Origin of the sequence: Cryobacterium sp. Y62 (assembly GCF_002929785.1) — a bacterium.
Taxonomy (GTDB): Bacteria; Actinomycetota; Actinomycetes; order Actinomycetales; family Microbacteriaceae; genus Cryobacterium.
Genome location: NZ_PJJK01000070.1, coordinates 1 through 20,528 on the forward strand (window position 1 = coordinate 1; position 20,528 = coordinate 20,528).

The window sequence follows — 20,528 nt, forward strand, 5'->3', positions numbered from 1 at the left end:
CGTGCCAGTCATGCTGTCAGGTGTGCGTACCGCCCTCGTTCTGCTAGTCGGCACCGCAGCCCTGGCCACATTCGTCAACGGTGGCGGACTGGGCATCCTCATCACCACGGGCGTCAATCTCAGCCTCACCCCCGTGCTCGTCACCGGGGCCCTGCTCGTTGCGCTACTCGCCCTCCTCATCGACTGGGTCGGCCGTGTGGTAGAACACGTCGCCCGCCCGAAGGGACTCTAGATGTACCGCACTTCTTCACGCACCCGTCCTCGCGCCCGTGGGCACCTCGGTCGCTGGGGCCTCGCCACGGGTATCCTCGCCCTGTCCGCCGTCGCCTTGACCGGCTGCGGACTGCAGCCGGCGACCTCCTACGTTCCCACGGTCGGACTCGGGTCGATCACCCCTCTCGACGGCGCCGACGGCGTAAACCTCACAGTCACGTCCAAGAACTTCACTGAGCAGCTACTGCTCGGCAAAATCGCCGTCCTCGCCGGGACTGCAGCCGGATTCGACGTCACAGACCTCAGTAACGTGCCCGGCAGCCAGCCGGCACGCGATCTGCTTCTCTCTGGCCAGGCCGACGTGCTCTGGGATTACACCGGAACCACGTGGCTGACCTACCTCGGCCAGACTGAGGCGATCACTGACCAGAACGAAATGTGGCAAGCCGTATACGACCTCGATATCAAAAACGGTGTCACCTGGGGTGCGCCAGCACCGATGAACAACACCTACGCCCTCGCCGTGCGCAGTGAGGCAGTCGCCGACCTCGGCAACATCACGGCCCTGTCCGAACTTGCCGCGTTACCGGTCGCGGATCGTACCTTCTGCGTCGAGTCCGAATTCAACTCCCGGCCAGACGGCATGAACCCCATGCTCGCCCACTACGGACTAGAACGTGGCACCGCCAACGGCGTGCCCGACAACAACATTGGCATCTACGACACCGGTGCCATCTACAGCGCAACCGACAACGGCGCCTGCAACTTCGGCGAAGTCTTTACGACTGACGGTCGCCTCGACGCGCTCGACCTCACCGTCCTGACCGACGACCTCGCATTTTTCCCGGCATACAACGTGGCGCCGATCTTCTTCACCGAGACGATCGAGGCCCACCCTGGCCTGGAAGAGATCTTCGCCAAAATATCGCCCCGGCTCACCGACGAAGTTCTGCGTGGCATGAACCGTCAAGTTGACGTCGACGGCGCCGAACCCGCCAATGTGGCCTACGCCTGGATGATCGAGGAGGGTTTCATCACCGACCCAGCGAGCTAACCAGACACGGGCGACGGATGCCGCTAACAGCACGATCGTCCGGGCCAGCATCGCAGTGGCTCTGCTCTCGCTGGCTGGACACATCAACCTCACCGGCGACTACACGTGCCCACACGGCAGCACGTTAGCGTCGGATAGTTGGCGAATTAACACGCCACCGCGATTACCTTGGTCGCTACCAATTCAGCTGACGTTCCGCACTTCTCTATCGTGTTTTGGCCTCCACCCGCTGCCGTGTCAGCAAGCTTTGGTCGCGCTGTCGATGCCGGCTGGGACCACGAACGAGGCCATCATCGACCAGACGGTTCAGGTAACGCCTAAGACGGATGCCTCGGTCTGGGCATCATCCGTCATCCGGGATTAGATCAGATCGGCGTGGTGGGCCGCAGCCACGTTGGGGTGGGCGCGTAAGCGGTAGCGCAGGGCGTTGTCACCGTAGGTCGTCTCAAGAATGGGACTGTTGGTCGGGTCGGCAGAGAGCCCGCGGGCCTCGCGAGACAGGCTCTCGTCGAGCTGCAGTCGCGGCATTACGGTGTCGAGTGCAGGGTTGAAGAAGAACGGCACGGAGATGCGGTCGGACCCGTCTTCAGGGGAGAAAACGCGGTGCAGGGTCGCCTTGAGGTAGCCATCCGTTGCCAGCTCGAGCATTTCGCCGATGTTCACGACGAAGGCGCCGTCGAGCGGGGGAGCGTCGATCCACTCGCCATCGTGCTCGACTTGCAGGCCATCCTTGTCTGGTTCGACGAGCAGCAGTGTAAGAACTCCACCGTCGCGGTGCTCGCCTACACCCTGGGCACGTACCGGCTGGCCGGGATAGCGCACGATCTTGGTTAAGAGGAACGGGTTCTCGGCGAAAGCGGCGTCGAAGACGTTCTCGGGGCTACCGAGGGCGAGTGCCCAGGCGCGCAGCAGGCGAAGTGCGATGCGGCTCAGCTCCTCATTCCAGCGCAGGGCGACGGTCTTCAGCTCGGGCAAGGAGTCCGGCCAGAGGTTCGGGCCCTCGAGGCGCCAATAGTCTGGAGTTCCGACGGCGAGGGGCACGGGCTCGCGGTCTACTCCGATATCGATTTGCTCACGCCAGTCGACGGCGTTGGCGGTGAGCTCCCCGCCGACGCGGGTATAACCGCGAAACTGGGGACTGTGGATGTTTTCCAGCTTGAGTTTCTGCTCGGCCGGTAGATCAAAGAACTTGCGCGAGACGGCGAGGAGCTCCTTCGTCAGCTGCGGGTCGACGCCGTGGCCGGTCAGGTAGAAGAACCCGACCTCGTGGGTGACGCGCAGGAGGTCGGCGCGGAATGCCGCAGCTTCGGCTTCGCCAGCGTCGAGTTGAGAGAAATCGAGGATTGGGAGTGAAAGCACCATGGTTCAAGTTTGACACCGCGCAGGCCACGCTGCGAATTGTGACGTCTCCGAGCCTTAGACGGGATTATACGCGTCGGCTGCGCCCGTGTGGTGAATTGAGGCCGAGGTAAGGAGAATCCGTTTCATGACTAATCGTCGAAAGTTCAATGCTGAGTTCCGGGCCGAGGCTGTGGAGCTGGTGATTTCATCGGGCCGGCCGATGACTCAAGCCGCCCGGAGATCGGTGTTATCGAGGGTCGCTGGGCAGCTGGGTGCGCCTCTGGAAAGAGGAATACTACCGAGGCTGGTGCTGCAGAACTCCGGTGTGAGAGCGGCCTTGGACAACCCGTGCACTTCGTAGCTAGGAATGCTTTGTCCTCGCCACGCGTTACCTGTGTGCGTACGTTATCGAAAGGACTTTGCTCATGAGTAAGACGTGGTTTATTACTGGTGCATCCAAGGGCTTTGGCCGCGAATGGGCAGAGGCCGCGCTGGAGCGCGGGGACTCCGTCGCAGGCACGGCACGAAAACTGGCAACACTCGATACCCTCCGTGACAAATACTCCGAAACGTTTCTGCCGCTTCAGCTTGATGTCACGGACAAAGATGCAGGCTTCGCGGCCGTCCACAAGACAGTCGAGCACTTTAGCCGCCTCGATGTTGTCGTCAACAACGCTGGATATGGTCATTTCGGCATGGTTGAGGAGTTGACTGAAGCTGAGGCTCGAGCGCAACTTGAGACGAACGTGTTTGGCGCCCTGTGGATTACACAAGCGGCGTTGCCAATCATGCGTCAGCAAGGTTCGGGCCATATCATCCAGGTATCGAGTATTGGTGGGATCAGTGCGTTCCCATCTGTTGGCATCTACCATGCGTCGAAGTGGGCGCTTGAAGGCTTCTCGCAGTCTCTCTCACAGGAGGTTGCAGGCTTTGGTATTAGCGTGACGTTGGTGGAGCCTGGCGGCTTCTCGACTGATTGGTCCGGGCCATCCGCCTCGCATAGCGAACAGATGCCGGAATACGCCGACGTCCGACAGGCCGCGGCAAGGCGTCCGTCGGCGAACAACCCCGGCGACCCTACGGCCACCCGAGGCGCGATCCTTAAGGTCGTCGACGCGGAAAAGCCGCCACTACGCATCTTCTTCGGCACGGCCCCCCTAGCAATCGCGACGAAGGATTACGAATCACGCCTGGCGACGTGGAACGAATGGTAACCTGTTTCGATCGAGGCGCACGGCCACTGAGCCTCTGCAGAGCGACATGGCCGGCGCCTGAGAACTATCGGCGATGACAGGGACCTGCCGCAAACGGCCGGGATGAACCCCGAAACCCGATCGCACTACGCCGTTACCGCAGCGTAGTGAAGCGTGCAGGGGAGTTGCTCACGAGTTGTCTTCGAGGATAAGTTGTGCCGCGTGCCAGGCAAGCGCCTGAGTCGGGGCATTGTTGTTACCCGATGGCATGTGCGGGAAGACGGACGCGTCAACGACTCGGAGTCCTTCCACCCCGCGAACACGAAGCCGAGCGTCTACGACGTCGTCGTCATTGGGGCCCATTGCACACGTGCCCAGCGTGTGGTAACCGGTTCCGCCGCGGTTGAGCGCGTTTTCGAGTATCTGCTCATCCGTTGCATAATCAGTGCCAGGGAGGGTTTCCTCGCGCACGAGTCGGCTGATCGGACCCTGGGCCATGATTTCGCGTCCCTTCCGTGCCCCGAGAACGACCAAGCGGCGGTCGTGCTCGGTTTCGAGGAAATTCGCGATAACCGTCGGCTTGTTCGACGGCAAAGCACCGGTGATGTGGATGGATCCGGTGCTCGTTGGGCGCAGCGGGTAAGTCAGGAACATCATTCCCGGGTTTTTATCGACTTTCACTTTGCCCGAGGTTAACGATGCCGCCGCAGTGGAGATAGGAGTGAAGAATCCCTGCGTGTCCGGCCGGTCGGATTTCGGATCCGACTTGTAATACATCAGCACGTTGTAGCCGCCGAACGACATGACGCCGTCACGTTGCATCAGATATTTCGTGCCGGTGAGCATCTGCCGTGAAACGTTAGAGAGCTGCTTGTTGTATCCGTCTGCGCCCTGCATCGAGAATTGGAAGCTGGTGCCGTGATGCTCGTACAACCGTTCTCCGACGTTGGGGCTGTCCACGACTACCTGCACCCCGGCAGAACGTAGCTGATCTGGATCTCCGATGCCGGAGCGTTCAAGGAGAAGCGGAGTGTCGAGCGAACCGCCGGCCAGGAGCACTTCTTTACGGGCGGAGTAGTCGACCGTCACGCCCTTGCGCTCAACGCGCACTCCGGTGGCACGCTTCCCATCGAAGAGAACATATCCAACCTCCGAATGGCTTAGCACCGTCAAGTTGGGCCGTTGCCGAACCGGATGCAGATACGCCTCCGCAGCGCTAACGCGCAAGCCGTTCGCGATGTTCGACGATACGTATCCGACGCGCTCATTGTCGCTCCCGTTCAGGTCGTCTTCCCGGTTCATACCGAGCTTTCCCGCAGCGTCCATGAAGGCCTCACTGACCTCTTCGGGTGGGGAAGCTACGGAAATCCCGACGGGACCGCCGACGCCTCGAATATCCGACGCGCCAAGTGCGTGGTCTTCAATGCTCCGATAGGCGCCTACAAAGGTGTCCCATCCCCAACCAGGATTGCCTGCCGCTTCGATCGAGTCGTAATCGGGCTTCCAACCGCGGTTCCAGACCATGCCGTTCACCCCAGTGGAACCGCCGATCATCCGACCGCGCGACCAATGCTCGACGGACCCGGTTCCAAACGGTTCCGTGGCGAACTTCTTCGTGTACTTCGGGTCCGTCATCGTGAAATAGAACCCCTTCGGCACGAGAATCACCGGACTACGATCGGAGCCTCCGGCTTCCAGCAGCAAAACCTGATTCGCGGGGTCTTCGCTCAGTCGATTGGCCAGGACACATCCCGCCGCTCCGGCACCGACAATAATGTAATCAAAAATCATGCTGAACTCCGTCTTCCTTGTGGATGATCAACGGACGCACCGATTCAGGCGTCGAAGACACTCTATTTATTACACTAAGTGTTTTAATTCAAGTATTGTCAGAGAGTAGGGTCGAGTCAATGGCTTCCACCCCCGATACCGGAGAGAGTCGAGGGCGAGGACGCCCCTCGACAGTGTCAGTGGATGCCGTCGCAGAGATCGGCCTGGGCTTGTTTTTGAAAAACGGCTTTGACAAGACAACGATGACCGACATCGCCAGAGCCGCTGGCATTGGACGCAAGACATTGTTCAACTACTTCCCCAACAAAGCCGACATCGTTTGGAACCGTTTCAACCGGCAACTCAAAGACCTCACCAATGCGCTGGATCATGCTCCCATCGACATCGTCAGTACTGACGCCGTCGTGGCAGCGGTACTCTCCGGTCTGCACACCTATCCCGCTGCTCTGCCCATCATGCATGCCGAAGTCACCCTCATTCAGGCAGTTCCGTCGTTACAGAGTTACGCGTACATGCAGGGTCAACCCTGGCGGGATGCCATCACCCGCTTCATCGCTGGCCGAGAAGGACTTGACCCAGAGGACACGCTGCCGGAAGTTCTCGGCCACGGCTACTGGCACGCTATGTTCGTCGGTTTCCGTAAGTGGCTCTGCGCAGGGCAATCGTCCCCCTTGCCATATGTGGAGACCGCCCTCCGGGACTACTCCAGAGCCCTACAAGCCGCATTCGCACACGAAAAGAATCAATAAGCGGAATGCGGAACACTCTCATGGCACCCGATATCCGCGGACCTCCGAACGAATGATTCTGAGACCAGTCTTCGTACAAGTACTCGCCTGTGCGACATTCCTACGTCGTGACGGTTTTCCTTAAGGGCGGCGACGGCATTCATCACGTCGGCGTCCCGGTCTTCTCTGATTTCTGTCAGCGGAGTATCTTCCTGGAGAAACGGATCGCCACCGACAAACCACGCCCGTGCCGGGTGATCGCTTTCGGCATCCGCTATCTGCCGCCATGCCCGGTGCGCCATGCCCGAACGTCGCTCATAATCTGTACCAGGAACGGGTCCGTCACTCTTGGCCTAGCGATGGGGAAACTTGCGGTCTTTGGAACCGATCAGAGCCGCCACCAACGTCGCCCCGAGGTGCACATTCAGCTGACGCACCGCCTCGTGAATATCCAACTGTTAACACCAACCGTGCTGAGCGCTCACGGCGCGGTATTCGGGCTTGCCGCCACGAGATGCAGCGTTGCGCCGCAGCTCGCGTGAGATCGTCGACGGTGACCGACTCAGGACCTGTGCGATCTGTCGAACCCCGGCGTTCTGTGCCCGCAGGATCGCGATCTCCTCTCGCTCGACGAAGGTCAAAAACCGCCCCGAAAGCGGTGCTCTGCTGATGTCTCGCATCCCGCCAGCATGACGGAACGACCGTGTCCCGACCGGCGCCGACACGCCGGCCCGCTCGCCCGCGTCCTCGCTCGAGAGACCCTGTCCGACGAGGTTCCAGAAATCTTGCCGGTGCTCCCGGCGCCACGCCGGCGGCCGCATCGGTTCCCGCCCGAGTTGCGTGGCCATCCAACCTTTTGGACGTCCCATAATCCACCTCCATGTCGAGGTGTTGCGACGACCAATTGAATCCGCCCCGCCACAAGTGGTGTCGCCGCTCGATAGCAACGACTTCACTATCGACAGGCTGGGACCGAAAGCCGGGGCTTAACCGAGGTTACGCAGACGGGCCCACGACCCCGTCCGACGGTCTGAACGGCTACACCTACTGGCCCGCCAAGCCGCCGTGCGGCACCACTCCGTGCGCCGTGGCTAAGAATTCGCCGCGGGCAACCGGGTTGGAAGCGGCCGCGTCCCTCCTGCCGCGTGATAGTGCAAACGCGTCGCTCGACTTCTATGTCACGGCGGATCGCGCCGACCCTCGGCATACGATCATAGTAACGGGAGCCAAAGCGCAGGTTGCCGCGCTGAACGCGCATGCCCGCCTGGACCTGATCGGCCAGAGTGCTGTCGGCAAGAGCGGGGCGTTGCTCCACGACGGGAACAAGGACGGCGTGAGCGATGTGATCATGATGCGGCAGAACGACCGGAAGCTGCGGTCCAACCAGGGTAAGGACTTCGTCGCGAACGGTGACCTCTGGACGATCCTGGGTGACGAGGGCGATGACCTGAAGGTGAAGAGTCTCCGGCCTGGGGGTGTTGACCCGGCCGGCCGTATATGTGGCCACGCATGTTGAGCTTGGCTATGCGGCGACGATTAACCGGGTGCAGGACATGATCGTTGACACGTCCCATACTTTTGTGGACCCGCAGTCCACGTCCCGCGAGCAACTGTATGTGGTGGCGACGCGCGGCCGCGAATCCAACCGGATGTGTGCGGTCGTGGAGGAGACCCTCGAGGTGGATGCTCTCGCGCGGGTCTACGATCCCGACCAGATCGGACGGATGGAAGCGGTCGTCCGCGATGTGCTCGACGCGGGCATGGCCGGTCGGATTGTCAACGACGAGGCGTGGACCCATCTCGCAAGCCGGCTGGCTGCGCATGAGGCGTGGGGTGCCGCCGTGCGTGCGCAGGTGTCCGCGGCCGACCGGGCCGAGGACACCGGGTCGGACTCGACAGTTGAGCCGTTCGCGAAGATTTACCATCACCGCATCGGCGCAACTGTGGCTACAACAGGCGAGAGCGCACCCCCGACCTAGGTGACCCCGCCGCCTGGCGGAGCTGCCAGGGACAACCGCGAGGTCCGTGACTGGCTTCACGCCCAAGCGGGACTCATCCGGGATCGAACGACGGCGCTGGTCGACGCTGCGGCCGCGGCGCCGCAACCATGGAGCGCGGCCATTCGTCCTCTGCCGGAGGATGCATCCCTATGGGGGCATGGCGGCATTCTCGTTCGGCTGTCCCGCTTTTATGATCATCGCCTGCGGTTCGCGGTGCTATGGCTCCACGTCGCAATATGGGACAGCCCGCGCATGGTGATTTCAAAGAGACTGAAACCATGTTCTATATGACCCAAAACTGGTTTCCCCGTGACGACGACTCGAGGGTGACGCCGCCAGCGACCCTGAGACCCAGTGCGTAGGCCAGCGATGCGAGACTCATTGATTAGGAACAACCCGTCTGCGGTCGTGACCGGAGTCGGACTGACGCCCTTTAGCCGCAATGCCGGACGCAGCGCGCTGGAGCTTCAAGGTGAGGCAGCCTTACAAGCCCTCGATGACGCCGGGATTCGTGCCCGTGACGTCGACACGGTCATCGCCGGCTACGCGACGACCGTCAACCACATCATGCCTGGGAATCTGCTCGCCGAGTATCTGGGCGCGACCCCCGAGCGGGCCTTTGGCATGAACGTCGGGGGTGCGACGGGGCTCGCGATGGTTGCCGAGGCCGCTCGTCTCGTCTGGTCGGGAAGTGCCGATACCGTGCTCGTCGTCGGCGGAGAGAACCGCGCAAGTGGGCAGAGCCGCGATGCGGCGATCGCGACACTCGCGCAAGTAGGCCATGCGACGCACGAGGTAGCACTCGGTGCGAACATCCCCGCGTACTACGCACTTCTCGCCTCCGAGTACCTGCATCGCTACTCCCTGAAACGAGAGGACCTCGCGCCCCTGGCAGTGCAGATGCGCGAGCATGCGCGGACCCATCCCGGAGCGCAGTTCCACAAGTCGATTACTGTCGACGATGTTCTGAATGCGCCGCTGATTGCGGAGCCGCTCGGTCTGCTCGACTGCTGCCCAATTTCTGATGGGTCGGCGGCGTTTGTTCTCTCCCGCCGCTCCGAGGGCACCCGCAGTGTGGAGATCACGGGCATCGGCGAGACGAATTTGCACCAGCACGTCAGTGAGGCGGACTTCAGCTCCGTCGGTGCGAGGCAGAGCGCAGAACAGGCCCTGAACCAAGCCGGAGCCGTCGTCACGGACATAGACATCTTTGGAATCTACGACAGCTTCACCATCACGCTCGCGATCCTGCTCGAGGAGATCGGCATCGCGCAGCCGGGCACGGCCGGGGGAATGGCGCGAGACGGTGCATTCGCAGCGACGGGAAAGTATCCGCTGAACCTGCATGGCGGACTCCTTTCATACGGCCACCCGGGCGTCGCGGGTGGGATGGCGCACATGGCCGAACTCGTCATTCAGATCCGAGGCGAGGCGGGATCGAGGCAGCTTGTCGAGCGGCCGAGGCGAGGCTTCTTGCATGCTGACGGCGGTGTCCTCTCTGCGCATGTCTCAATCGTGTTGGACGGTGGCGCGTATGCGACGCCCTCTACGGCAGAAGGGCTGAAATGAGTGAACTGGACGATTGGACCCATGGTCAACGCCGCCTTCTCGGGCAGCGCTGCGACGAAGGGCACGCGTGGTACCTGCCCAGACCGCGGTGCCCTCGGTGCGGTTCCGCGGCCTCTCCATTCGAGCCCATCGGCACAGGAACGATATTTGCTCAGACTACGATCCACCGCAGGGGCGACGGAGGTGCCTCGTCGATTGGGATCACTCTCGTCGACCTCGACGAAGGAATTCGTGTCATGGCGCAGTGCGCACCAGGAACCTCGATCGGCAGCCGGGTCGTCGTGTCGATCGTCCAGGATGCAGACACGGCACAGTTGTTCCCCTACTGCGAAGTGATCCCAGCATGAGTTCGCTCTGGTTCTTTCACCGTCCGGGTTCTGTCGCAATCATCGGCGCATCCAACGACCCCGAGAAGATCGGCGGCCGTCCCATCCGATACATGCGGGAATTCGGGTTCGAAGGTGTTATATACCCGATCAACCCAAACCGGGTGCGGATCCAGGGGATCACCGCGTATCCCTCCCTCGATGATCTTCCCTCGCTCCCCGATGTCGCGATCATCGCAGTATCGGGCGCAAACGCGGTCGCTCAGATCGTCCGTTGCGCAGATCTAGGTGTCAAGGGCTGCATCGTCATGTCTTCAGGTTTCGGTGAGACAGGTGATGAGCAAGGTCTCGCGTGGCAGAACGAGATGCTCGCCGCCGCTGCGCGGACGGGCATGCGCATCGTCGGACCGAACTCGCAGGGCCTCGCGAACTTCGCGACGGGTGCCGTCCTCGGCTTTTCCACGCTCTTCACCGAAGAGCCTCCGCAAGACGGACCCGTCGCCATCGTCAGTCAGAGCGGGGCGCTGTGCTCCGTGCCTTACGGCTTGCTTCGACAGGCCGGCATCGGTGTCCGCTATGCGCACGGCACCGGGAACGACATCGATGTCACGGCGGCGGAGCTTGCGGCGGAGATCCTCGAAGACCCCGACATCTCGCTCCTGCTGCTCTACCTCGAAGATTTTAGGGACCTTGACTCCATTGCGCGTGTAGCCACGAAGGCCCTCGAGCGTGGGGTCCCCGTGATCGCGCTCAAGGGAGGCCGCAGCGAAGCGGGGCAGCGAGCCGCCGCATCCCACACCGGCGCCCTCGCGACCGAAGAAAAAGTCGTCGACGCCTTCCTCGAAAAGTATGGCATCTGGCGTGCGCGTAGCACCCACGACCTCGTGTCCGCGGTCGGGCTCTACCTTCGACCAACCGTCCCGAAGGGAGAGCGGCTCGCGATCGTGAGCAACTCTGGAGCCATCTGCGTTCTTGCCGCCGACGCGGCCCAAGACAACGACCTGCCGTTGTCCCAGCTATCCGAACAATCGCAAGTGGACCTCGCCGCTGTACTGCCCTCATTCGCCTCGTTAGACAACCCCATCGACGTGACCGCAGCGTTGCTCACCGACAGCTCCCTGTTCGGTCGCGTTCTTCCAGTCCTCGGACGCGATGAGTCCGTCGACGCGTGCTTTCTTGGCATCCCCGTGTCAGGTCGAGGCTACGACGTTGAAAGATTCGCGCGGGACGTGGCGGACTTCGAAGCGTCTGCCGGCGTCCCGCTCGTCATGGCGGTCCCGCAGAATGACATCGCCGAGCGCTTCCGAGCGCACGGAACCGTCGTCTATGCGGATGAGTGGCAGGCGGTTCGCGCGCTCTCACAGTACCTCCACCATCACGCACTCATCGCTCGCGCGCGGCACCGCACACTTGGTCGACCCAGGATAAGGCGCGTATGCGGGACCGAGCGCGTCGTCCTCAATGAGTCCGAGAGCCTCGGCATCATTGACCGCTTGGGTGTGCCAACAGTAGAGCACGTGCTGGTCACCCATCCTGACGGTGCACCGGCTGCAGTCGAAGCGCTTGGCGACGGCCCGGTGGTGATCAAGGGGTGCTCGTCCGAAATGACGCACAAGTCCGAACTCGGCCTTGTGCGGGTGGGCGTGCGTGAAGCTGATGCGACTCGTGTCGTTGAAGAGATGTTTGACCTGATGGCCAGGGCGGGAATCGCGAACGAAGGGGTGATCGTCGCACGCATGGTGAAGGGTGTACATGAGGGAATGCTCGGCGCGCGCGTAGACCCCGTGTTCGGCCCCGTCGTCGTGATCGGCTCAGGCGGTGTCCACGTCGAGGCGATGCCCGACGTGCAGTTCCTGCTGCCCCCGTATTCCATCGACGACGCCCTCCGTGCTATCTCCCGGCTGCGGATCGCCGCGGTGCTCGGCGGTACGAGAGGTGAGCCGCCGGTCGACATAGAGGCTTGGGCCCGAGCCGCCGTGAACCTCGGCGACGCTCTGCTGGATGACAAATTGGAAATCCATGAGCTGGATGTGAACCCGCTCATGCTGTTGGCGAAGCACGGAGATGTGCAGCCAGCCATCCGGGCTGTCGATGCCGTCGTGATCCGTGGATCCCTAAAAAGCTGACGGCAACTGGGCCAAGTTCGTGTTACTACAAAAGAGGAAAAAATGAGTCTGTTCACCCCTATTAAGCTTGGCGACCTTGAGCTCCGCAACCGGATCATTCTTGCGCCGCTGACCCGGCGTCGAGCAAACGCCCAAGCCGTACCATCGAAGAGCGCACCGCTATATTACGCACAACGTGCTGGTGCGGGGCTGATCATCAGCGAAGGCACTTGCATCTCACGCGAGGGCATAGGTGATCGGCGGCTTCCTGGCCTGTGGACGGAGGACCAGGTCGAAGCCTGGCGAGACGTCACCGAGGCGGTGCACGTTCAAGGGGGACTCATTGTGGCGCAGTTGTGGCATACAGGTCGAGCGTCGCATCCCCGGCTGCAAACCAATGGCGAACATGCGGTCGCTCCGTCGGCCATAGCCATTGAGAAAGATCGAGAGCTCGACGGCGAGATGATTCCGTCGGCGGTGCCGCGAGCTCTTGATACGGACGAAATCCCGCGCGTGGTGGCAGATTACGCCGCCGCGGCGACCAAGGCTTTAGACGCGGGCTTCGACGGCGTCGAGTTGCACGGCGCGAACGGTTACCTCATCGACGAGTTCCTACAGGACGGCACCAACAAGCGCACGGACCGCTATGGCGGCTCCGTTGAGGCAAGAACTTTGTTCCTGCGCGAGGTGCTCGAAGCGGTCACCGGCGCGATCGGCGCATCACGGGTGGGACTTCGAATATCGCCTTCGAGCATGTTCCAGAGTATGCATGATTCTGCTCCAAACGAACTCTGGGCCCGAGTGCTGGAGGTCGTGGCTAAATTCGACCTAGCCTTCCTCCATTTGGTCGAGCCCGGCATCTCGGGGTCCGAATCCCACAGAAGTCACGCCGACGGCATCGATTCGGCTTGGGTGCGGGCGCGCTATACAGGCCGCCTCATCGCTGCGGGGCGCTATACTGCAGACTCTGCTCGTGCCGCTCTGGCGGACGGGCGCCTTGATGCCGTTGCCTTTGGTCGACTATTCACCTCCAACCCCGACCTCCCCAAACGGCTTCGCGACAGTGCGGCGCTTACCCCACCACACCCGCCCACCTTCTATACGGCGGATGACGCCGGTTACGTCGATTGGCCCTCGCTGGCTGCCGAGCAACTGCTGCGCGAACTCGAAAGCGGGCAGCGATCGATCGAGGAGTTGGAGTCGAGTGTGCGGGTTACCAATTTCTCCGGAACTACTCCCTACCCCGAATGGGAGGCGGCGTGGGCAATTTCGCGCTACCGACGGATTCAGGACGCGTAGCGGACTGCCATACGAAAACAGCGGCTCCCTCCTTTTAGGGGGGAGCCGCTGTTCGTGTTTGAGCTAGACGATCGTCCAGCCGCCATCGATGACGTATGCAGCGCCATGGACGAAGGCGGAGTCGTCGCTCGCCAAGAAAAGCGCCAGGTTGGCAATCTCCTCGGGCTGGGCGTGACGTCCAGCCGGTACCGCATTGATCGACTCGATGACGGCCGCTTCGCCCTCCTCAAGAATTGCCTTCGTCATGCCCGTTTCCACTGCCCCCGGACAGATCGCGTTCACCCGAATACCCTGCTTGCCGTAATCGGCGGCCATCTGCTTCGTGAAGCCGATGGCGCCGTGCTTCGCTGAGGTATAGGCAACCCCGCCTCCCCGGGCGACGAGCCCGGCGATCGAGGCCATGTTCACGACCGTGCCCCCGCCCCCGTCGAGCATAGTGGGGAGAAATGACTTCGTGACAAGAAAGAAACTCTTCAGGTCGACACCAATGATGCGATCCCAGAGCTCTTCGCTCGTGTCGAGCAACGGGGCGTAGCCGTCGAGGATCCCCGCGTTGTTGACCAAGATGTCGATCCGGTCCAGCTCCTCGATGGTTCGCTGTGCGGCCGCTGCGACAGAGTCACCGTCGGAAACATCGACCTCGACGGCGAAGCCCGTGCCACCGGATTCCATGATTTGCTCCACCGTTGCTTGCGCAGCCTCGATGTTGAGGTCGAGCACGGCGACGGTCGCGCCCTCGAGCGCGAAGCGAGCCGCAATCGCGCGTCCTATACCTGATCCCGCTCCGGTCACGACGGCGGTCCTTTTGAAAAGCTTGCTTGTCATTTGTTTCTCCGGTTCCTCTTCGATGAGCTTTCGGTCAAGGCCGGGTCAGACCCGCGAGCGAGATGTACTTGATGTCCATGTAATCATCCATCCCCCAGTGACCGCCCTCGCGGCCGATGCCGCTTTCCTTCACACCACCGAACGGCGCCTGCACAGCTGAAATGCTTCCGTCATTCGCCCCGACGGTGCCATATTCGAGAGCCTCCGAGACCCGGACCAGACGGTTGACATCGCGGGTAAAGAAGTAGGCGGCGAGCCCGAAAGGCGAATTGTTCGCCCGTTCGATGACCTCCTCCTCGGTATCGAACTCGAAGATTGGCGCAACTGGCCCGAAAGTCTCGTCGCGCGCGATGATCATCTCGTCTGTGACCCCAGTGAGCACAGTGGGCTCATAGAAGTGACCGTTGGCGAGAGCGGCGCCAGACGGGCGTTTGCCGCCTGCGGCGACCGTCGCACCGTTCGCGATCGCATCGGCAACGTGTGACTCAACCTTATCGACGGCGCCAGCGTTGATCAGTGGACCGACTTCGACATCTGATTCCGTGCCAAAGCCGACCTTCATCGAAGAGAGTCGTTCGACGACGCGACGTGTGAACTCCTCGGCGATGGAGCGCTGAACGAAGATGCGGTTGGCGGAGACGCATGTCTGTCCCATGTTCCGCATCTTGACGGAGATCAGTTGCTCGAGTGCATGATCGAGGTCTGCATCTTCAAAGACGATGAAGGGCGCGTGTCCACCGAGCTCGAGCGCGAGGCGCTTCATGGTGGTGGAACCCTCGCGCATAAGGACCTTGCCAACTTCGGTCGAGCCAGTGAATGAGACGACTCGCACGCGGCTGTCTGACATGATCGCCTCACTCACGCGCGATGCTCGTGAGCTGGTAACGACCTGCAGCACGCCGTCGGGCAGTCCCGCCTCAGCGAAGTACTTGCCGATCTCGAGGGCAGACAGCGGAGTTAGGGCGGCCGGTTTCACGATCATTGCACACCCGGCGGCAAGGGCAGCGCCGAGCTTGCGCAGGATCTGGAGGGCGGGGAAGTTCCACGGCGTAATCGCAACGCTCACTCCCGTGGCCTGCTTGATCGCTACGATTCGCTTGTCGGGGCCCGTCGACGGAACGGTCGTTCCGTATGTTCTCCGCGCTTCTTCAGCGAACCATTCGATGAAGTCTAGACCGTAGGTGATCTCTCCGAGAGCCTGGGCTAGGGGTTTACCCTGTTCCATCGTGAGGACGTGCGCGAGCCGGTCGATGTCGGCGCGGGCAATCTCCGCGGCCTTCCGGAGGATACGCGAGCGCTCCAGGGCAGGTGTCGCCGCCCAGCCAGCCTGTGCCTTCTGGGCGCTGTCGATCGCCTTGAGCATGTCCTCGGCGTTCGCATCCGCGATCCGCACGAGTTCGCTGCCATCGGCGGGGTTGATCACAGCGAACGTCTCCCCGGAGATCGCGTCCTGCCAAGATCCATCGATGAATAGTTTGGTGAGGTATTCAGCCATCTTAGATTCCTTCTTTTTTACTTGTCAGAAAACGATTGAAGCGCGGGCCACGCTGCGCGATTCCCCATCGCGGATGGCGTCGCCTAAATCTTCGAATTGATAGGCTTGCATGGTGAGCGACTCGAAGGGAAAGCGATCGCGTGTGCGCTTGAGGAACTCAAGAGCACGATGTAGGTACCAGGGGTCGTAACGGAGCACGCCGTACAACCGCAGGTTCTTGCGCGTAATAATCCCGGGTGACAGCGAGACCTCGAACCCTTCGCCGACGTTGAGGTTGCCCACTGAGACCACCTCACCCCCGACACGGGCGAGAACGAGGGATTCAGGAAAAGCCGCGGAGACACCGGTAACCTCAAGCACGATATCCGGGCCGATACCGCCTGTGAGCTCCTGAAGACGAGCTACGCGTCCCTCCATCGTGGTGTGTACCGCCATGTCCACGACTTCGTCGGCACCGAAACGCTTTGCGAGCGCGATGCGGTCGGGCACGCCTTCGATGATTATGACCCGCGCTCCGCGCTCCTTCGCAACGGCGGCAGCGTACAGACCAAGACCGCCGGCACCCTGAATGACGATTGTGGACCCCGCCGAGAGCCTTGTGCGATCGAGTGCGAAAAGCATTTGCGCAAGGCCGCAGTTCGCACCTGCCACGATCCGGTCGTCGAGTTCGTCTGGCACCTTGTAGAAGTGCTGGTCCTCATTCACGTAATAATGGGTTCCAAAACCTCCGAAGAAATGCGGTGCGACATCGGGATTCTTGGACCACTCGCGGAGTGCGTTAGTACACATGCTGAACTCGCCCCGCAGGCAGTGCTCGCAGCGACGGCAGGTGACGTAATAGACGGGGACAATTCGATCGCCGACGTGGACGGGCATGCCCGCGTTGTCGTGTGTGACTCCAGCGCCCAGTGAGACTACCTCACCAATGAATTCGTGACCGAGGGCGGCTTCTCGTAGCGCGGGACTATGAAAGTGGAAGTGGTGAATGTCGGATCCGCACACGTTCGCCCGCCGCACTTTGAGGACGAGCGCCCCCGCGGCTGGTTCGGGGACTTCGTATTGTTTTACCGCGAACTCGCCCGGTCCAACGATTGCTGCCACTTTGCCCTGCACCTGGCGCTCCTTTGCATAAATGAATACCAACGACGTGCTCAAGCGGCGGCGCCGTCGCCCCGAGCTTAGGTCGGGTGCCGAGTGCTCAGTTGTCCTAGTTCGGTACAGTTATCGTTCCCAGACGCGGAATGAAGGTCGGACAAAAAAGTTGAATCCTGTATGCGAGAGGGCTGACCCAAGATAGGACACGGCCGAATCGACTTTCGATAGCAGACTGACTGGATACGAGGACGTATTGCACGCGGAAGGATCGAAGCGGAATGAATAATGGACACGCACGCAGGCTATGGGCCTTGGACTCGCCGACACTCACGGTCCAGTCCGAGACTCTGCTTTATGGCACCAGTGGCGAGATCACCATCCCGGTGCCGTCATTTTTGATTGAGCACCCGAAAGGTCTCGTGCTCTTTGACACGGGTCTGCATCCCGATGCCATCGAGGATCCGGAAAAAGTGTACGGTGCTGACCTTGCCGCGAACCTGAGAATCGGTGGGACCGCCGACCAGCGCCTCGACCGACAACTCCAGGCGATCGGTTATAAGGCCTCTGACATCACGCATGTGGTCTCCTCTCACGGACACTTCGACCACACAGGCGGCCTCTTCCTGTTTCCTGAGGCCAAACACTATTTCGGCGATGGTGAGCTTCGATACGCCAACTGGCCGGACCCGATTCAGAAGTTCGTTTACCGCGAAGAGGTGCTTGACGTCATCCGTCGCCTCGACGTGCGTGAAGTCTCTGGCGACTTCGACGTGTTCGGGGACGGTGCGGTCACCATCCTCGCGACTCCCGGTCATACTCCTGGCGAGGTGAGCCTGATTGTGCACCTAAAGTCGCGTACGTTCATCCTTACTGGAGATGCGATCCATTTGCGCGCGGCTATGGAGCAGGAATACCACTTCCCCATCGACGCCGACACGACGGGGGCCCTGCGTTCTTTGCGGCGCCTCAAGTATCTCAAGGAGTCCCTCGACGCCACGGTATGGATTAGCCACGACCCTGACGATTGGGCCGAATTCGCTCACGCTCCAGGCTTTTACGAGTAGGCGGTCGATCATGGCGATCCTCGTCGACTACCGATGTGCAGAGTGCGGCGTCGTCCACGAGGCATTTGTCGACGTGCCTGCACCACCGAAACGCGACTGTGCGGCGTGCGGAGGGATAAGCCAACGTAGATGGTCGCCGGTGGGGATGATCTCGCGCAGGCCGGAGCCGCAGCCTTCAGCCGTGCCAAAGAAGACTACGCCGTCGATGTGCGCGGCGAATCCCGACGTCCCCGGGCTCTGCCACATGTCCGAAACGGCCGGCAGAGCGTGGATCGCGCGGTACCGTGGCGACAACCGAGCCCTCGATGCCGAGTTCACCCGACAGGAGAAGGCCGCTGCGTTCAAGACTCCCACAATGGACGACGCCATCACACACAATCACCGTCACGGCGTGAGCGCTCACGAACCCGCCGAGGGGGACGCCAGCGCTGCGTGAGTGAAGCGTATAACGGGCCGCGCCGTCACTCGGCGGTATGCGGTCGATACGCTTCACTCACGGGCGGAGCCTGGACCGTGTCAGACGAAGAGCCGCTCTTCGTCGAGCTTGTAGCCACTTATCTTGCGGTAGAGGGTGGATCGGGAGATTCCGAGCATCTCGGCAGCGAGCACCTTGTTGCCGTCGCACCGGATCAGCGCGTTGACAATACCGTCCACTTCGAGTTGCTCGAGCATCGTGAGGTCCCGACGTCGCGCGTAGCTCGCGATGGCGGGCGGCAGCTGGTCGCTCGTGACCTCACTGCGACGACCGAGGGTTAGGACGCCGCGCATAACAGCCTCGAGCTGCCGCAAGTTGCCCGGCCAGGGAGCCCTCGAGAGCGCGGCATACGCCCCTGGCGTGTACGTAATGTTGAGGCTAGAGGCGTACTTGCGCTCGAAATTGCGCAACAAAATGCGCATGTCCTGCTTGCGCTCACGGAGGTTTGGCATATCGATTCTCCCCACCGCGAGCACGTCCAGCAGCGACTGATGACCTGCCGATTGCTCTTTGGATCCTTGTGCGCTCGCGGTGCCCATCACGAGGGCGCGCTCCAGGAGCGAAGGATTGGCCGACAGGCTGTCGGCCACCCGCTGGGCGGTCTCGTTGTCGAGTGCGTCGATGTGACGCAGAATCACCGGTGTGGAACCCTCAAGCGCCGCGCGCAGATCGGTCAGCCACGCCTCTGTGTAATTCAAGGATTCCTGACCGTCGCAGACCATTGGCTTTTGACCAGGCGCGACACGGTCGAACATGTGCCGGAGCAGCGTGAATTTTCCTGTGCCGCTCGCGCCGAAGACGACGACGGGAAGCGACGCACGCATGGCCGATTCCGCCTGCTCCCGCGCATAGACCCACGGTCGACTTGTGCCGGGAAGGGATTCTGACAGCGGGGCCCAGGACTCTCGAGTTCGCTTGGGCGGCAGGTCCGTGAGCGGAACGGTGTGGTTCTTCTGGTTGACCACTTCAATGATCGCGCCGATCACTTCGTCGTCGAATACGACGGCGGAACAGGCCAACTCCGTGATTGCGGTCTCGGTTTCGATGTGGATTGTGCGCTTGGGACGGTGCACTGAAATAGCTTCGGAGACCATCAGCCATAGTGTCGTCTTGTCGATGTGATGCAGGTATTCGCTCGCGGCGGGGTTCTCCATCAGTATGTCTCCGCCGACGACTGCCATCGGCCTACCCTGCCGGGAGGCGACGAGGAAGGAGTCGAAAAGCACGCGCTCGCGCATGCTCGAGAGGTTCAGTAGCTGCCGCCCCACCTCTCGCGCCGCTTGGTTGATGAGGCCGGGGAGGATCGGGCTGGCGTCCTCGACGAGGCCCGTAAGAGTCACAACGCCTTGTGATCGGCGCGTGACCGGGTCGTGGATCGGGGCGCCGACGCAGGCGAAATCGGTGAGGGCTTCCGCGAGGTGCTCTGCTCCGACGATCATGCTCGCTCGCCTGTCGGTGGCGGGGGTTCCGATGCCGTTTGTACCGACAACTTCCTCCGCGCCGGAGTGGCCAGCTACTGAGCCGATACCCTCCATTCGCCGGGCGAACTTACCATTGGAGTTCCAGGTCTGCAGAATGCGCGAATGGCGGTCGGCGATCAGCAGGCTGGCGTGATCCATGTCGAGCTCGTCGGCGAGTCGCGCAAGGATGGGCCGCGCAGCGCGGAGCAACACCGAGTCGCTCACAATGGGGGATTCAAATGGGAGCCGCACAGAGCGATCATCGGCTACTCCGAGCAGGCGAGACCGTTTCCAAGAATCGAGGACGACTGGTCGAACGAGCTGTTCCATCCGGCTGTCAAGTTTGCCATCGCTGAGAAACATATCCCGGACGTCGTCGAGACGGGGGGTTGAACGCATTGCGGTACTCCTGACACTTGAACACATCTTTGGGATCAATTGCTTCGCTTCGTCGCGAATGACTTATTAGACTACCCATTTGGGGGGGGGGGTGCC

17 protein-coding genes and 2 pseudogenes are annotated in these 20,528 nt (G+C 61.6%); 12 read left to right on the top strand and 7 right to left on the bottom strand.

Annotation, left to right across the window (positions count from 1 at the left end):
• Positions 1–232 (top strand): annotated as a pseudogene (locus CXY71_RS02085) (ABC transporter permease); the annotation flags it as partial.
• Positions 233–1,267, top strand: coding sequence for a glycine betaine ABC transporter substrate-binding protein (locus tag CXY71_RS02090; protein WP_104134059.1), 1,035 nt, complete (start codon positions 233–235; stop codon positions 1,265–1,267).
• Between the two features lie 360 nt (positions 1,268–1,627).
• Here CXY71_RS02090 and CXY71_RS02095 read toward each other — a convergent pair whose 3' ends face one another.
• Entirely contained in the window at positions 1,628–2,629 is a 1,002-nt protein-coding gene (locus CXY71_RS02095) for an isopenicillin N synthase family oxygenase (RefSeq protein WP_104134060.1), read from the bottom strand.
• Between the two features lie 404 nt (positions 2,630–3,033).
• On the opposite strand from CXY71_RS02095, the gene CXY71_RS02100 reads away from it, so the two are divergent.
• On the top strand, positions 3,034–3,822 hold the full coding sequence (locus CXY71_RS02100; RefSeq protein WP_104134061.1) for an SDR family oxidoreductase: 789 nt from the start codon (positions 3,034–3,036) through the stop codon (positions 3,820–3,822).
• Positions 3,823–3,990: 168 nt separating this feature from the next.
• Here CXY71_RS02100 and CXY71_RS02105 read toward each other — a convergent pair whose 3' ends face one another.
• Complete coding sequence (locus CXY71_RS02105) at positions 3,991–5,592, bottom strand: GMC family oxidoreductase (protein WP_104134062.1); 1,602 nt, start codon at positions 5,590–5,592, stop codon at positions 3,991–3,993.
• 179 nt (positions 5,593–5,771) lie between these two features.
• Between CXY71_RS02105 and CXY71_RS02110 the strand changes: the two genes are divergently transcribed.
• The gene (locus tag CXY71_RS02110) at positions 5,772–6,341 is read left to right on the top strand and encodes a TetR family transcriptional regulator (RefSeq protein ID WP_158254026.1); all 570 of its coding nucleotides are present in this window, start codon (positions 5,772–5,774) and stop codon (positions 6,339–6,341) included.
• Positions 6,342–6,793: 452 nt separating this feature from the next.
• Here the strand turns inward: CXY71_RS02110 and CXY71_RS02120 are convergent.
• A pseudogene (locus CXY71_RS02120) lies at positions 6,794–7,189 on the bottom strand (helix-turn-helix domain-containing protein); the annotation flags it as partial.
• A gap of 218 nt (positions 7,190–7,407) precedes the next feature.
• Here CXY71_RS02120 and CXY71_RS02125 point away from each other — a divergent pair.
• The 6 genes from CXY71_RS02125 to CXY71_RS02150 all read left to right on the top strand — a co-directional run bounded on the left by CXY71_RS02125 (position 7,408) and on the right by CXY71_RS02150 (position 13,619).
• A complete protein-coding gene (locus CXY71_RS02125; RefSeq protein WP_146071622.1) occupies positions 7,408–7,836 on the top strand; it encodes a hypothetical protein in 429 nt (142 codons plus the stop codon).
• Complete coding sequence (locus CXY71_RS02130; protein WP_146072718.1) at positions 7,820–8,299, top strand: hypothetical protein; 480 nt, start codon at positions 7,820–7,822, stop codon at positions 8,297–8,299. The genes CXY71_RS02125 and CXY71_RS02130 overlap by 17 nt, the downstream gene beginning before the upstream one ends.
• Before the next feature lie 429 nt (positions 8,300–8,728).
• Positions 8,729–9,889 carry a thiolase family protein gene (locus CXY71_RS02135; RefSeq protein ID WP_233204343.1) on the top strand — a complete coding sequence of 387 codons (1,161 nt, stop codon included), beginning with the start codon at positions 8,729–8,731 and terminating at the stop codon, positions 9,887–9,889.
• Entirely contained in the window at positions 9,886–10,236 is a 351-nt protein-coding gene (locus tag CXY71_RS22530; RefSeq protein ID WP_104134068.1) for a zinc ribbon domain-containing protein, read from the top strand. The genes CXY71_RS02135 and CXY71_RS22530 overlap by 4 nt, the downstream gene beginning before the upstream one ends.
• Positions 10,233–12,341: an acetate--CoA ligase family protein gene (locus CXY71_RS02145; RefSeq protein WP_104134069.1), complete on the top strand. Its 2,109-nt coding sequence runs from the start codon at positions 10,233–10,235 to the stop codon at positions 12,339–12,341. Before CXY71_RS22530 ends, CXY71_RS02145 begins: the two co-directional genes overlap by 4 nt.
• Before the next feature lie 42 nt (positions 12,342–12,383).
• Positions 12,384–13,619 (top strand): alkene reductase, encoded by a 1,236-nt coding sequence (locus CXY71_RS02150; protein WP_104134070.1) that lies wholly within the window; start codon positions 12,384–12,386, stop codon positions 13,617–13,619.
• A 63-nt stretch (positions 13,620–13,682) separates the two neighbouring features.
• Here CXY71_RS02150 and CXY71_RS02155 read toward each other — a convergent pair whose 3' ends face one another.
• The 3 genes from CXY71_RS02155 to CXY71_RS02165 are packed head-to-tail and all read right to left on the bottom strand — an operon-like array spanning position 13,683 to position 17,094.
• Positions 13,683–14,444, bottom strand: coding sequence for an SDR family NAD(P)-dependent oxidoreductase (locus CXY71_RS02155; protein WP_104134071.1), 762 nt, complete (start codon positions 14,442–14,444; stop codon positions 13,683–13,685).
• Between the two features lie 34 nt (positions 14,445–14,478).
• A complete protein-coding gene (locus CXY71_RS02160) occupies positions 14,479–15,939 on the bottom strand; it encodes an NAD-dependent succinate-semialdehyde dehydrogenase (RefSeq protein WP_104134072.1) in 1,461 nt (486 codons plus the stop codon).
• 24 nt (positions 15,940–15,963) lie between these two features.
• A complete protein-coding gene (locus tag CXY71_RS02165; protein ID WP_199184167.1) occupies positions 15,964–17,094 on the bottom strand; it encodes a zinc-binding dehydrogenase in 1,131 nt (376 codons plus the stop codon).
• A gap of 218 nt (positions 17,095–17,312) precedes the next feature.
• Here CXY71_RS02165 and CXY71_RS02170 point away from each other — a divergent pair, with 218 nt between their 5' ends.
• Together CXY71_RS02170 and CXY71_RS02175 are read left to right on the top strand one after the other, a co-directional pair.
• Positions 17,313–18,098 (top strand): N-acyl homoserine lactonase family protein, encoded by a 786-nt coding sequence (locus CXY71_RS02170; RefSeq protein WP_104134074.1) that lies wholly within the window; start codon positions 17,313–17,315, stop codon positions 18,096–18,098.
• Between the two features lie 181 nt (positions 18,099–18,279).
• On the top strand, positions 18,280–18,534 hold the full coding sequence (locus CXY71_RS02175; protein WP_146071624.1) for a hypothetical protein: 255 nt from the start codon (positions 18,280–18,282) through the stop codon (positions 18,532–18,534).
• A gap of 80 nt (positions 18,535–18,614) precedes the next feature.
• Here CXY71_RS02175 and CXY71_RS02180 read toward each other — a convergent pair whose 3' ends face one another.
• Positions 18,615–20,432 carry a sigma-54-dependent Fis family transcriptional regulator gene (locus CXY71_RS02180; protein WP_158252948.1) on the bottom strand — a complete coding sequence of 606 codons (1,818 nt, stop codon included), beginning with the start codon at positions 20,430–20,432 and terminating at the stop codon, positions 18,615–18,617.
• Positions 20,433–20,528: the final 96 nt, after the last annotated feature.

Coding starts and splice junctions, on each gene's coding strand:
- CXY71_RS02145 (WP_104134069.1), top strand. CDS start 10,233: ATGAGTTCGCTCTGGTTCTTTCACCGTCCGGGTTCTGTCGCAATCATC.
- CXY71_RS02100 (WP_104134061.1), top strand. CDS start 3,034: ATGAGTAAGACGTGGTTTATTACTGGTGCATCCAAGGGCTTTGGCCGC.
- CXY71_RS02170 (WP_104134074.1), top strand. CDS start 17,313: ATGAATAATGGACACGCACGCAGGCTATGGGCCTTGGACTCGCCGACA.
- CXY71_RS02095 (WP_104134060.1), bottom strand. CDS start 2,629: ATGGTGCTTTCACTCCCAATCCTCGATTTCTCTCAACTCGACGCTGGC.
- CXY71_RS02105 (WP_104134062.1), bottom strand. CDS start 5,592: ATGATTTTTGATTACATTATTGTCGGTGCCGGAGCGGCGGGATGTGTC.
- CXY71_RS02090 (WP_104134059.1), top strand. CDS start 233: ATGTACCGCACTTCTTCACGCACCCGTCCTCGCGCCCGTGGGCACCTC.
- CXY71_RS02160 (WP_104134072.1), bottom strand. CDS start 15,939: ATGGCTGAATACCTCACCAAACTATTCATCGATGGATCTTGGCAGGAC.
- CXY71_RS02180 (WP_158252948.1), bottom strand. CDS start 20,432: ATGCGTTCAACCCCCCGTCTCGACGACGTCCGGGATATGTTTCTCAGC.
- CXY71_RS22530 (WP_104134068.1), top strand. CDS start 9,886: ATGAGTGAACTGGACGATTGGACCCATGGTCAACGCCGCCTTCTCGGG.
- CXY71_RS02155 (WP_104134071.1), bottom strand. CDS start 14,444: ATGACAAGCAAGCTTTTCAAAAGGACCGCCGTCGTGACCGGAGCGGGA.
- CXY71_RS02150 (WP_104134070.1), top strand. CDS start 12,384: ATGAGTCTGTTCACCCCTATTAAGCTTGGCGACCTTGAGCTCCGCAAC.